Below are 13,078 nucleotides of genomic sequence, written 5' to 3'. Positions count from 1 at the left end.
GGCCGGATCCCACGAGACCCGGCGCGGCCGCGTCGTAGAGATCTACGACGCGGCCGTCGGCGAGGGGGATCAGTGTGCTCCGGTGCCCGTCAGGGACCGCACCTCCAGCTCGGCGTACTTGCCGGCGTCCGGCTCCTCCTTGGACAGGAGCGTGCCGAGCCAGCCCAGCAGGAAGCCGACCGGGATCGAGATGAGGCCCGGGTTCTCCAGCGGGAACCAGTGGAAGTCGACGTCGGGGAACATCGAGGTGGGCTTGCCCGAGACCACCGGCGAGAACAGCACCAGTCCGACCGCCGTGACCAGACCGCCGTAGATCGACCACAGCGCGCCCTGGGTGGTGAAGCGCTTCCAGAAGAGGCTGTAGAGGATCGTCGGCAGGTTGGCGGAGGCGGCGACCGCGAAGGCGAGCGCGACCAGACCGGCGACGTTCAGGTCGCGGGCGAGGGCGCCCAGCAGGATGGACACGGCGCCGATGCCCACCGTCGCGTAGCGGGCGGCGGTCATCTCCTGTTTCTCCGTGGCCTGCCCCCTCTTGATGACGTTCGCGTAGATGTCGTGCGCGAACGAGGAGGACGAGGCCAGGGTCAGGCCGGCGACGACGGCGAGGATCGTGGCGAAGGCGACGGCGGAGATGGAGGCGAGCAGGATGGCGCCCCAGTTGGAGTCGACGCCTCCCAGGTGCAGTGCCAGGAGTGGCGCGGCGGTGTTGCCCGCCTTGTTGGAGGCGATGATCTCGTCGGGTTTGATCAGCGCGGCGGCGCCGAAGCCGAGGGCGAGGGTCATCAGGTAGAAGGCGCCGATGAGGCCGATCGCCCAGTTCACCGACTTCCGCGCGGTCTTCGCCGTGGGCACGGTGTAGAAGCGGATGAGGATGTGCGGCAGGCCCGCGGTGCCCAGGACCAGCGCCATGCCCAGGGAGATGAAGTCCAGCTTGGTGGTGGAGGTCGCGCCGTACTTGAGGCCGGGCTCCAGGAAGGGCGCGCCCTTGCCGCTGTTGTCGGCGGCCTTGCCGAGCAGGTCGGAGATGTTGAAGTTGAACTTCAGCAGCACCAGGAAGGTGAGCAGCAGGGCGCCGATGATCAGCAGGACGGCCTTGACCATCTGGACCCAGGTGGTGCCCTTCATGCCGCCGATGGTGACGTACACGATCATCAGGACGCCGACGAGGGCGACGATGCCGATCTTGCCGGCGTCGCTGGTGATGCCGAGGAGCAGCGAGACCAGGACGCCCGCGCCGGCCATCTGGGCCAGCAGGTAGAAGATCGACACGACGATGGTGGAGGTGCCCGCGGCGGTACGGACCGGGCGCTGGCGCATGCGGTACGCCAGGACGTCGCCCATGGTGTAGCGGCCGGAGTTGCGCAGTGGCTCAGCGACCAGGAGGAGGGCCACCAGCCAGGCGACCAGGAAGCCGATGGAGTAGAGGAAGCCGTCGTACCCGAAGAGGGCGATCGCGCCCGCGATGCCGAGGAACGAGGCCGCGGACATGTAGTCGCCGGAGACGGCCAGGCCGTTCTGGAAGGCGGTGAACTGTCGTCCGCCCGCGTAGAAGTCGGCGGCGTCCTTGGTCTGGCGGCCCGCCCAGACGGTGATGACGAGGGTCGCGGCGACGAACACCGCGAAGAGGGTGATGATCAGCGGCCGGTGCTGGCTGGCCTCACCGGCGGCGAGCACGGTCGTCTGTACGGGGCTCATGCGTCGCCCTCCAGCCGGGACTTGATCGCCTCGCCCTTGGGGTCGAGCTTCGCGGCGGCGTACCGCGAGTACCACCAGGCGATGAGGAACGTGGTGAGGAACTGGGCGAGCCCGAGGACCAGGGCGACGTTGATGTTGCCGACCACCTGGGTGCCCATGAAGTCGCCCGCGTAGTTCGAGAGCAGGACGTACAGCAGGTACCAGGCGATGAAGGCGACGGTCAGCGGGAAGGCGAAGGAGCGGTGCGAGCGGCGCAGTTCGGCGAACTCGGCGCTCTCCTGCACCTCGACGAACTGCTCGGTCGAGGGCAGCCGGGGATCGGCCTTCGAAGGGGGCGGTGCGTCGGTAGCCACGAAGTCTCCTCGCGTTGCGGGTGCGGTTGCGACGGTGGACGGGGGCGAGTCGGGGCTCGCGGACGGGGACGGCTGGGGTGCGGACATACGGGTGCGACCTCACAGTGATCTGGATCACGTAACCGGGAGCGACGGATGCGCTCCGGTGCGTGATCCAACAGGGGGCTCGATCGTCCTCGGGCTCCCTGCTCAAGGTCACGGCGCCACGCGTGGACCGGTTCAACTCCCCCGACTTCTTTCGGAAGTCATCTCCGGAAGTCATTGCTGGCCAGCTGGGACGGGAGATAGCTTCGGCCTGCAGCACTCGTCATGCACCTGCCGAAGCGCCACCCGCACCAGCCTCAGCACCATCACGCACCTGCCCGAGCACCACCTGTGTTCGGGCGGCTTTCGTTTCCGGATGATGTGGAGATCCCATGGCTCATCTGCGTTCCAGACGTCGCCTCGCCCTCGCGGTGCCGGTCGTCCTGTCCCTCACCGCCTCGCTCGGTTTCCTGCCGGGCGCCGCGTCGGCCGCCCCGCTGACCGCGTCCGCCACGACGAGCGCGGACGGCCCCAACCTCGCGTACGTGGTCAACACCAGGACGGACCACCGCACCATCGAGTCGGTGGAGAAGGCGATCTCCGCGGCGGGCGGCACCGTCGTCATCGCCTACGAGAAGATCGGCGTGATCGTCGTCCATTCCGCCAACCCGGACTTCGGCCAGCGGATCCGCGCCGTGCGCGGGGTGCAGTCGGCGGGCGCGACCCGGACCGCGCCGCTGACGGCCGCGGGGACGACGGACGAGGGCGCGGCGCAGATGCTGTCCGCCGCCGAGGCCGCCAAGGTCTCCAGGACCGCCGCCGCGGGCGAGGAGCCCCTGGAAGCCGACCAGTGGGACCTGCGCGCGATCGGCGCCGACAAGGCCGCGAAGACCAACCCGGGCAGCAAGAACGTGACCGTCGCCGTGATCGACGTCGGCGTCGACGACACCCACCCGGACATCGCCCCGAACTTCTCCCCCTCGCAGTCCGCGAACTGCGTGGGCGGCAAGCCGGACACCACGTACGGCGCGTGGCGCCCCGTGGACGCCGACCACTACCACGGCACCCATGTCGCGGGGGAGATCGCCGCCGCCCGCAACGGCATCGGTGTCGCGGGCGTCGCGCCCGGTGTCAAGGTCTCGGGCATCACCGTGGCCGAGCCGGACGCGAGCCAGCTCTTCTACCCCGAGAGCGTCGTCTGCGCCTTCGTCTTCGCCGCCGACCACGGCGTGGAGATCACCAACAACAGCTACTACGTGGACCCGTGGCTCTACAACTGCCTCGACGACCCCGACCAGAGGGCCATCGTCGACGCCGTCAACCGGGCCCAGCTGTACGCCCAGAAGAAGGGCACCCTCAACGTCGCCGCGGCGGGCAACTCCAACGACGACCTCGACTCGAACGCCCTCGTCGACGCCTCCAGCCCCGACGACTCGACCGCCGTGACCCGCACGGTCGACCCGCACAAGTGCTTCGACGTACCGACCCAGCTGCCGGGCGTCGTCACGGTCGCCTCGACCGGCGTCACCGGCGCCAAGTCGTACTTCTCCAGTTACGGCAAGGGCGTCATCGATGTCGCCGCGCCGGGCGGCGACAAGTACCAGATCCCGGACACGCCGTCGAAGAACGGCCGCATCCTGTCGACGATGCCGAACAACCAGTACGGCTTCCTGCAGGGCACGTCGATGGCGACGCCGCACGTCGCGGGCGTGGCCGCGCTGCTGAAGTCCAAGTACCCCTGGGCCTCGCCGGCCCAGCTCCAGGCGCTCCTCAAGGCCGAGGCGGACAACCCGGGTTGCCCGACCGCCCCCTACGACGGGAACGGTGACGGCGTCGTGGACGCCACCTGCGTGGGCGGCAAGCACGTGAACGGCTTCTACGGAGCCGGGATCGTCAACGCGCTGCGCGCGGTCAAGTAAGTCCCGTCAAGCAAGTCCGGCCGGACGTCACATGAGCTTCCGCACGGCTCGTACCGCTCGTACCGCGAATGAACTGGAGACTCCATGACCGCGCCTCGCAAGCGCTCCCGTCGCGCCATAGCCCTCCCGCTCGGGATGGCCACGGCGACGGCCCTCGCCTTCCTGCCGAACGTCAGCGCCTCGGCGGCCGACACCGACAGCTCCGCCGCGCAGACCGCCACGGCGCCGACGGCGGACGCGACCGCCCTCAGCTATGTCGTCAACGTCCGCCCCGGGCACGGCACTTCCGCCTCCGTGAAGAAGGCCATCGCCCAGGCCGGCGGCACGATAGTGACGTCGTACGACCAGATCGGCGTGATCGTCGTGCACTCCTCGAACGCCGACTTCGCCAGGACGATCCGCGGCGTACGCGGCGTGCAGTCGGCCGGCAACACACGCAACGCGCCGCTGCCCGCGCAGTCGACCACCGACATGGGCGCGCCCCAGGTGCTCACCGCGGCGCAGGAGAAGGCCGCGAGCGCCGAGGCCGCCGCCGGGCAGGACCCGCTGGAGTCCCTCCAGTGGGACCTGCCCGCCATCAAGGCGGACAAGGCGCACGAGAAGACCCTCGGCAGCAGCAAGGTGACGGTCGCCGTGATCGACACCGGTGTCGACGACACGCACCCCGACATCGCGCCGAACTTCAACCGCGACGCCTCGGTCAACTGTGTGACGGGCAAGCCGGACACCACCGACGGGGCCTGGCGGCCGACCGCCGCGGAGAGCCCGCACGGCACGCATGTCGCGGGCGAGATCGCGGGCGCCAAGAACGGCGTCGGCATCACCGGAGTCGCGCCCGGCGTGAAGGTCGCCGGCATCAAGGTGGCCACGACGGCCGGCTACTTCTACACCGAGGCCGTCGTCTGCGGTTTCGTGTGGGCCGCCGAGCACCACGTCGACGTGACCAACAACAGCTATTACACCGACCCCTGGTACTTCAACTGCAAGGACGACCCGGACCAGAAGGCCCTGGTCGACGCGATCACCCGCGCCTCGCGGTACGCGGAGCACAAGGGCACCGTCAACGTCGCCGCGGCGGGCAACGAGAACTACGACCTGGCCGCCGACTCGATCACCGACCCGGTCTCCCCGAACGACGGCACGCCCTCGGACCGGGTGATCGACCCCTCCAAGTGCTACGACATCCCCACCCAGCTGCCGGGTGTGGTCACCGTGGCCGCGACGGGCGCCAAGGGCATCAAGTCGTCCTTCTCCAACCACGGCCTGGGCGTCATCGACGTCGCCGCGCCCGGCGGCGACTCGACGCGCTACCAGACCCCGGCACCGCCCGCCACCAGCGGCCTGATCCTCGGCCCGCTGCCCGGCGGCACGTGGGGCTACATGGCCGGCACGTCGATGGCGTCCCCGCACGTCGCCGGCGTCGCCGCCCTCATCAAGTCGACCCACCCGCACGCCTCCGCCGCCCTGGTGAAGGCGCTGCTGTACGCGGAGGCCGACGCCACGCCGTGCACCGACCCCTACGACATCGACGGCGACGGCAAGGTCGACGCGGTGTGCGAGGGCACGAAGAACCACAACGCGTTCTACGGCTGGGGCACCGTCAACGCGTTGAACGCGGTCACGAAGTAGCCCTGTGAGCGGAGGGGCCGGGCGCGCACCCCGGCCCCTTTCGCCATGTTGATCCAGTACACCCGGCATAGTGCCGTCATGACTCGTACGGACTTCGCGTGGGCCGCTCTGGGCGGCGACCCCTCACTCGTCTCACAGATCTCGGCTGTCGCACGGGAGGGCGTGCTGCCCGCACGGCTGCCGGTGCGCGGGACGGCCCGGGCATGTGTCGCGGTCTGTGCCCTCGCCGGGGCCGAACTGACCGCAGGCCGCACCGGAGGGAAGGTGCCCGAGGTGCGCGTCGACGACGGGGCGGTCGCCACCGCCTTCCACAGTGAGCGGCATCTGCGCGTCGACGGTCGTGAGCCGGTCAACTTCGCCCCGCTGTCCCGGTTCTGGCGGACGGCGGACGGCTGGGTGCGCACCCACGCGAACTATCCGCACCACCAGAAGCGGCTGCTGGGCGCACTGGGTGTGCCGGAGGGCCGGGGCTCCCTCACCGAGGTGGTCGCCGAGGTGCTCGCCGAGCGGTCGGCCATCGAGGTGGAGGAGACGGTGTACGCGGCCGGCGGGCTCGCGATCGCCCTGCGCACGCCCGACCGGTGGGCGGCGCACCCACAGGGGCGGGCGATCGCCGCACACCCGCTGGTGGCCCGCGAGCGGCTGGACACGGCACCCGTACGACCGCTCGCCCCGCTCGCCGGGGATCCCCTGCTGCCCGCCGCGGGCGTCCGCGTGCTGGACCTCACCCGGGTCATCGCGGGCCCGGTGGCCACCCGCACGCTCGCCCTCCTCGGCGCGGACGTCCTGCGGATCGACAGCCCGCGCCTGCCCGAAATCGACGACCAGCACGCCGACCTGGACTTCGGGAAGCGTTCCGCCACACTCGACCTGTCAGCGCGCGGGGATCGCTCGGCCTTCGAGGAGCTGCTCGCCGAGGCCGATGTCGTCGTCACCGGGTACCGACCCGGCGCACTGGACCGGTTCGGGCTCTCCCCGGGGGCACTGGCCGAACGGCGGCCCGGTCTGGTGGTGGCGCAGTTGTCGGCGTGGGGCGGGTACGGGCCGTGGTCCGGGCGGCGGGGCTTCGACAGTCTGGTGCAGGTCGCCACCGGGATCGCGCAGATCGAGGGGTCCGCGGAGCGGCCGGGTGCGCTGCCCGCGCAGGCCCTCGACCACGGCACGGGGTACCTGCTGGCCGCCGCGGTGCTCCGGTCGCTCACCGAGCAGACCGGGGAGGGCGGGACGCGGCTCGTCCGGCTCGCGCTCGCGCGGACGGCCGCGTGGCTGATGGAGGGGCCGGCGCACCTGGAGAGGGAGCCCGCCGACACCTCGTACGAACCGGGCCCCTGGCTCGCCGAGACCGACAGCGACCTGGGCCGGCTCAGGTACGCACGGTCGCCCGTCTCCTTCGCCGACGGGCCCCGCGACTGGGCACGGCCGCCCGGACGTTGGGGGACGGACCCGGCCCGGTGGGCCTGAGCCACCGGGCGTGTTCGCGCGCCGACCCCGCCCGGTGGGCGTGAGCGAGGCGTCGGCCGGAAACGTACCTATGGGCGGAATGCCGAACCACCGCTTGTTTCCCTGCACTTGCCCGGTTCTGTGCCGACTGGTGAAGATCTTGGGGTGACCTTGACACGACCGACAGCCGAGACAGCGGGCGCGAGTGGTCCGGCGCGGCGCCCCGCCGCCGGACGCGCCGTCGCCCTGCTCGTCCTGGTGGCCGTGGCCGCCCTGATCCCGCTGCTCGGTCCGCGCTCCGCGCTGGACGGCACCGGCGAGGCGGCCGCCCCCGGCGTCGGCGGCATCGCCCTGCTGCGCGCGGCCTTGTTCGCGGCGCTGTGCGTCCCCGTGGGCGAACTGTTCGCGGCCCGGCTGGCCCGCCGGGTGCCGGGCGCGCCGCTGGAGCACGCGCCCCGCAGCTGGGCGCCCTACGCCGCGGCGGTCGGGTTCGTCGCCGCGCTGGGGCTCGCCTCGGTGGTGGCCACCGGCAATCTGCTGCCGCACCACCTCTCCGACATGGACGTCGGCGGGCTCTACCAGAGCCGGGACGGCAAGCTCGCGCTCCTGGAGGTCAACGCGTTCCTGGCCGCCGGGCTCTGCGCCCTCTCACGGAGACCGGCCGCCCAGGTGTGGCCGCTGGCCGCGGTGGCCCTCGCGGAGGCACTGCGGGCCCACCCGGCGCCGGAGCACGGCCCGCTCGTCGGTTCCGGTCTGACGCTCGTTCACGTGACCTGCGCGGCCCTGTGGGCGGGCGGCCTGCTGTACGTGCTGCGGATGCTGAGCGCCTGGCGCGCCTCTTCGGAGGCGGAGGCTGCGGAGACGACGGAGACGGCCGAGACGGCGGTTTCGGCGGACGCGGCCGGCGCGGCGCTTCTGGGCCTCTACGCGCGCGTGGCCGCCGTCCTGTTCGCGACGCTCACCGCGACGGGCGTGTGGAGCGCACTGCGCCGCATGCCGCCCGGCACGGTCCTGGACCAGCTGACGGCGACGTCGTACGGGCGCACCCTGCTCGCCAAGCTGGTGCTGGTGGCCGCCGTCGCCGTGCTGGCGCTGCTCGCACGGCTGCGGCTGCGCCGGGCCGCCGACCGGCTCAGCGCCTGTGTGCCCGCTCGCGCGGAGGTGGTGGCACTGGGCCTGGTCGTGGCGGTGTCGGGGCTGCTGACGGCGCTTCCGCTGCCGATCAGGTGGTCATGAGCCGTTGGCGACGAGCACCTTGAGGGCGGTGCGCTCGTCCATCGCCTTGTAGCCCTCGGGCACGCCTTCCAGACCGACGGTCATGTCGAAGACGGGCGACGGGTCGATGGTGCCGTCCAGGATGTCGGGCAGCAGCTCCGGGATGTACGCCCGCACCGGCGCCACACCGCCGCGCAGCGCGACGTTCCGGTCGAACATCACGCCCAGGTCGAGGCCCGTGCCGCTGCCGTGCGGCACGCCGACGAAGCCGATGGCGCCGCCGTCGCGGGTGATGTTCACGGCCGTCCGCATGGACTGCTCGGTGCCGACCGCCTCCACGACGGCGTGCGCGCCCTGGCCGCGGGTCAGCTCGCGGACGGCCTCGACGGCCGCCTCGCCGCGTTCGGCGACGACGTCCGTGGCACCGAAGGCACGCGCGATGTCCGTACGTGCCTGGTGGCGTCCGAGCGCGATGATCCGCTCGGCGCCGAGCCGCTTGGCGGCCAGCACGGCGCACAGCCCGACGGCGCCGTCCCCGACGACCGCGACGGTGGCGCCCTTGCGGGCTCCCGCGCCGAGGGCCGCGTGGTGACCGGTGCCCATGACGTCGGAGAGCGTCAGCAGGGCCGACAGCAGGTGGTCGTCGGAGGCCGCGTCCTTGGGCAGCTGTACGAGGGTGCCGTCGGCGAAGGGGACGCGCACGGCCTCGCCCTGACCGCCGTCGTAGCCGACCGCGCCCCAGAAGCCGCCGTGCTCGCAGGAGGTGGTGAGGCCCTCGCGGCAGTAGTCGCAGACGCCGTCCGACCACATGAAGGGCGCGACGACCAGGTCGCCGCGGCGGACGCCGGTCACCTCGGAGCCGGTCTCCTCGACGATGCCGAGGAACTCGTGCCCGATCCGCTGCCCCGCCTTCCGTGCCGCCTCGCCCCGGTAGGCCCACAGGTCGCTGCCGCAGATGCAGGACCGCAGCACCCGCACGACCGCGTCGGTGGGCAGTTGCACCAGGGGTTCGGGGACGTCCTCCACGCGCATGTCGTACGGGGCGTGGATGGTGGTGGCGCGCATGACGAGGATCCTTCTCGGCCGATCGGCTGGGTGAGATGCGCTCAGGGGGTGGTTGAGCGCATCTCACCGTACGCCGCCCTCGCCGCGGTATGCGCGCCAAGGGTGCCCTGCACTCCGCTGACCAGCAGGAACTGGGCGGCGGCATAGGTCAGCATGATCCAGAAGTCCGGTCTCGGGAGCTGCGGCCAGTCGGCGACGCCGGTGGCGATGAGGGTGTCGGACAGCAGGAAGAGCGCCCCGCCCGCGCCCGCGACGAGCCCGAGCCGGGTGCTTGCGGCCGCCATCGCGGTCAGCAGCAGGCTGTAGCCCGCGACGGGGACACGGAGGCCGGCGGGCAGATCGGGCCGCAGGAGGGTGACGGTGACGACGAGGGCGAGGACGTACACGCCACCGAGCCAGGCCGACGGCCCACGCACGTGTGGAGGGCGATGCGGCGCATCCGGCCTTCTGAAGAGCAGGAGATAGCAGACGTGACCGGCCGCGAAGGAGGCCATTCCCACCAGGAAGGCCGGGTCGGCGTCGGACAGGAGCAGTACGTCGCCGCCCCAGCCGCAGAGCAGGGCGGCCACCAGGAGCCGCGGTCCGCCGCGTACGACCGCGTGGGCGGCGAGCAGGGGCATCAGAAGCGGCTTGGCGACCAGGTGCCCCGGGGTGAACCCGACGGCCAGGGAAACGAGGTCCACGGCGGCGGCCACGCCGAAGGAGACGAGCAGCACGCGCGCGTGCCGTGGGCTCACGCGACGGGCTCCGTGACCGGCTGGTGCCCCGCGGACTTCGGCGTCGGCTGCCAGCCGGGCCCGCGAAAGACCCGCCCCGCCCGCTCGCGCCAACCGGTCGCCGCCTTCAGGTCCCTGGCGATGGCGGCGTACTCGTGGGTGGCGACGCGCAGGGGGTTGTACGTGGCGATGTTCTTGGTGAGCCCGTAGACGGGCCGCTCGGTCTCGGCGACGAAGGACCCGAAGAGCCGGTCCCAGACGATGAGGATCCCGCCGAAGTTGCGGTCCAGATAGCCGCCCTGGGAGGCGTGGTGGACCCGGTGGTGGGAGGGCGTGTTGAGCACGAACTCGAACCAACGGGGCATCTTGTCTATCCGCTCCGTGTGGATCCAGAACTGGTAGACGAGGTTCGCCGACGAGCAGAACGCGAGCGCGGCGGGGTGCACACCGAGGGCGATCAGCGGCACGTAGAAGGGCCAGACCGTCCAGGTCGTCCAGGGCTGGCGCAGCGCGGTGGTGAGGTTGAACTTCCGGCTGGAGTGGTGGACCACGTGGCAGGCCCACAGGACGCGGATGACGTGGTGCCCGCGGTGCGACCAGTAGTAGAAGAAGTCCTGCCCCAGCAGCATCAGCGGAACGGTCCACCACAGGACGGGCACCCGCAGCGGCGTCAGTTCATAGATCGCCGTATAGATCGCGACGATCGGGATCTTCCACAGGAAGTCGAAGACGAGACTCCCGAGCCCCATGCCGACGCTCGTCGCGGCGTCCTTCGCCTCGTACCCCGCGGCCTCGTCGTCCGGATGGATCCTGACGCTCACCACCTCGATCACGGTGAGCAGCACAAAGGCGGGTATCGACCACAGCACGACATCGGGCAGGTTCGGCATGGATGCACCGTAGAACCGCAGCTCGGCCGCGGCTAGACGTTGTTACCCACAAGTATTACCGAGGGTACGCGCTTGCTTATTGGTGATCTCCGCCAAGAACGCCGACAGGTCCGGACCGATGCTCGTCACACGTTCGCTCGGCGCTCGTCACACCCCGGCCGCCCCCAACAGCACCCCCGCCGCATAGGTGACCCCCATCGCCAGCGCACCCCCGCCCACGTTCCGCAGTACCGCGCGGCCCGGGTTCGCCGAGCCCAGGCGGGCGCTCAGCCAGCCGGTGAGGACCAGGGCGGCCAGTACCGAGAGCACGGTGACGCCCAGGCGCCAGGCCGCCGGTGGCAGGACGATGGCGAGGAGGGGGAGGAGGGCGCCCACGGTGAAGGAGAGGAAGCTCGCCCAGGCCGCGTGCCAGGGGTTGGTGAGGTCGTCGGGGTCGATGCCGAGCTCCACGCGCGCGTGGGCCCTCAGGGCGTCGCGTTCCGTGAGCTGCTCGGCCGCCTCGCGGGCCACGTCGCGGGTCAGGCCGCGCTGCTCCAGGAGTTCGGTCAGCTCCTCGAGTTCGGCATCGGGCTGTTCGCGCAGTTCGCGTCGCTCCAGTGCCAGGGCGGCCTTCTCGGAGTCCAGTTGGGTGGAGACCGAGACGTACTCGCCCGCCGCCATCGACATGGAGCCGGCCAGCAGCCCCGCGAGGCCCGCCGTGAGCAGCGCGGAGCGGTCGTCCGTGGCGCCGGCCACGCCGACGACGAGGCCGGCGGTGGAGACGATGCCGTCGTTGGCGCCCAGCACCGCGGCCCGCAGCCAGTTCAGGCGGGAGCCGAGGGTGCCTTCGTGGGCCTCGTCGTGCATGGGTACCGTCACACGGGGAGGATGCCACCTGGCGCGTCACCAGACCCGTACTGACGCTCCCCTCGCGAACACCGGACTCGTCGCGTCCGCCGGGGGCCGCGTCAGCGGTTCGGCCAGTTCCGCCACGGTCGGTCCCGCCTTCGCCGCGAGGGCGTCCAGCGCGTCGAGGTCGAAGCCGTACACCCGGGCGGCGTTCCGGCCGACCATCGCGGCGACCTCCTCGCGCGGCACGCCCGCGTACGCGCAGCGCAGGCCCTCCCGGGAATAGGGGTAGGTGCCCTCGTCGTGCGGGTAGTCGCTGCCCCACATGATCTTGTCGACGCCGATCCGCGCCCGCAGCGGCACCTCGTGCGGGCGCATGAAGCTCGCGCCGACGAAGCAGTTGTCCCGCCAGACCTCCGAGGGGCCCTTGCCCATCGACTCGGCGAGTCCCGCGCCGAACTTCGACTCCGCCGTCGCCCTCTTCGCCCTCTTCGTCGCCGCCGCCGCCGACAGCCTCCCGTGGTAGTAGTCCAGCATGTCGAGCACCCCGGGGATCCAGCCCGAGCCCTGCTCGGTCAGCACCAGTCTCAGGCCGGGGTGGCGGCGGAAGGCGCCGCCGAAGATGAGGTGCCAGAGCGCGCGGTGGGAGAACCAGGTCGTCTCGACCATGAAGACCGCGCGGGCCGCCGGTTCCTCGCCCAGTGGCGGCGACGCCGAGCCCGCGTGGTGGTTCACGGGGACGCCCAGCTCCTCGCAGACCGCCCAGATCGGGTCGTACGTCGACGAGTACAGCTCGGGCAGTCCCGAGCCCGGTGGGGTGCCGGGGAGCAGCAGGCCGCCCCTGAGGCCCGCCCGGGAGGCCCATCTGATCTCCTTCACCGCCTCCTCCACGTCGTTCAGGAGGATCTGGAAGACACCCGCGCGGCGGCCCGGCGCGGCCGCGCAGAAGTCCGCGAGCCAGCGGTTGTGGGCGCGCAGGCCCGCCCAGCGCCGTTCGAACTCCTCGGCGGTGGGGGCCGGCGCCATCAGGGCGGCCGACGGGAAGAAGGGCGGGATGGTGTTGGGGAACACCACCTCCGCGACGATGCCGTCCTCCTCCAGCTCCGCCAGGCGCCGTGCGGAGTTCCAGTTCTTGTCGGCGGTGTCGGCGAGCAGGTCCTCGTACGGATTGACGTACGTGGCCGCCCACGCGTCGAACGCCTCGTGATGTTCCTTCGCCAGGTAGGGCCGGTAGTCCAGGAGGTCCGCTCCGGCGTGGCAGTCCGCCGAGATCACGGTGTAGCGGTCGGTCACGGGGTCGTTCG

11 protein-coding genes are annotated in these 13,078 nt (G+C 71.6%); 4 read left to right on the top strand and 7 right to left on the bottom strand.

From position 1 onward, the window contains the following. Positions 1 to 69: 69 nt before the first annotated feature. Both KVT44_RS36030 and KVT44_RS36025 read right to left on the bottom strand, forming a co-directional pair. Positions 70 to 1,695 (bottom strand): cation acetate symporter, encoded by a 1,626-nt coding sequence (locus tag KVT44_RS36030; protein WP_190170379.1) that lies wholly within the window; start codon positions 1,693 to 1,695, stop codon positions 70 to 72. Beyond that, the gene (locus tag KVT44_RS36025; RefSeq protein WP_054232238.1) at positions 1,692 to 2,048 is read right to left on the bottom strand and encodes a DUF485 domain-containing protein; all 357 of its coding nucleotides are present in this window, start codon (positions 2,046 to 2,048) and stop codon (positions 1,692 to 1,694) included. Before KVT44_RS36025 ends, KVT44_RS36030 begins: the two co-directional genes overlap by 4 nt. A gap of 416 nt (positions 2,049 to 2,464) precedes the next feature. Here KVT44_RS36025 and KVT44_RS36020 point away from each other — a divergent pair, with 416 nt between their 5' ends. The 4 genes from KVT44_RS36020 to KVT44_RS36005 all read left to right on the top strand — a co-directional run bounded on the left by KVT44_RS36020 (position 2,465) and on the right by KVT44_RS36005 (position 8,296). After that, positions 2,465 to 3,991: a S8 family serine peptidase gene (locus KVT44_RS36020; RefSeq protein WP_217571619.1), complete on the top strand. Its 1,527-nt coding sequence runs from the start codon at positions 2,465 to 2,467 to the stop codon at positions 3,989 to 3,991. A gap of 84 nt (positions 3,992 to 4,075) precedes the next feature. Then, on the top strand, positions 4,076 to 5,620 hold the full coding sequence (locus KVT44_RS36015) for a S8 family serine peptidase (RefSeq protein ID WP_217571618.1): 1,545 nt from the start codon (positions 4,076 to 4,078) through the stop codon (positions 5,618 to 5,620). Positions 5,621 to 5,698: 78 nt separating this feature from the next. Further along, positions 5,699 to 7,081: a CoA transferase gene (locus tag KVT44_RS36010; protein WP_217571617.1), complete on the top strand. Its 1,383-nt coding sequence runs from the start codon at positions 5,699 to 5,701 to the stop codon at positions 7,079 to 7,081. Positions 7,082 to 7,225: 144 nt separating this feature from the next. After that, positions 7,226 to 8,296, top strand: a complete 1,071-nt coding sequence (locus KVT44_RS36005; protein ID WP_217571616.1) for a CopD family protein — start codon at positions 7,226 to 7,228, stop codon at positions 8,294 to 8,296. Here the strand turns inward: KVT44_RS36005 and KVT44_RS36000 are convergent. From KVT44_RS36000 to KVT44_RS35980, 5 genes are all read right to left on the bottom strand, one after another. Next, positions 8,291 to 9,340 carry a zinc-dependent alcohol dehydrogenase family protein gene (locus tag KVT44_RS36000; protein ID WP_217571615.1) on the bottom strand — a complete coding sequence of 350 codons (1,050 nt, stop codon included), beginning with the start codon at positions 9,338 to 9,340 and terminating at the stop codon, positions 8,291 to 8,293. The genes KVT44_RS36005 and KVT44_RS36000 overlap by 6 nt on opposite strands. 41 nt (positions 9,341 to 9,381) lie before the next feature. After that, the gene (locus KVT44_RS35995; RefSeq protein WP_217571614.1) at positions 9,382 to 10,077 is read right to left on the bottom strand and encodes a lysoplasmalogenase; all 696 of its coding nucleotides are present in this window, start codon (positions 10,075 to 10,077) and stop codon (positions 9,382 to 9,384) included. Beyond that, complete coding sequence (locus KVT44_RS35990) at positions 10,074 to 10,946, bottom strand: sterol desaturase family protein (RefSeq protein ID WP_217571613.1); 873 nt, start codon at positions 10,944 to 10,946, stop codon at positions 10,074 to 10,076. The genes KVT44_RS35995 and KVT44_RS35990 overlap by 4 nt, the downstream gene beginning before the upstream one ends. Positions 10,947 to 11,093: 147 nt before the next feature. After that, a complete protein-coding gene (locus tag KVT44_RS35985) occupies positions 11,094 to 11,804 on the bottom strand; it encodes a VIT family protein (protein ID WP_217571612.1) in 711 nt (236 codons plus the stop codon). A gap of 24 nt (positions 11,805 to 11,828) precedes the next feature. Then, the gene (locus KVT44_RS35980; protein ID WP_217571643.1) at positions 11,829 to 13,067 is read right to left on the bottom strand and encodes an amidohydrolase family protein; all 1,239 of its coding nucleotides are present in this window, start codon (positions 13,065 to 13,067) and stop codon (positions 11,829 to 11,831) included. Positions 13,068 to 13,078: the final 11 nt, after the last annotated feature.

It is taken from the genome of Streptomyces sp. GbtcB7, from assembly GCF_019091445.1.
GTDB lineage: Bacteria > Actinomycetota > Actinomycetes > Streptomycetales > Streptomycetaceae > Streptomyces > Streptomyces mirabilis.
Note: the sequence above shows the minus strand (reverse complement) of the source record. Positions and strands in the feature narration are given on the sequence as shown.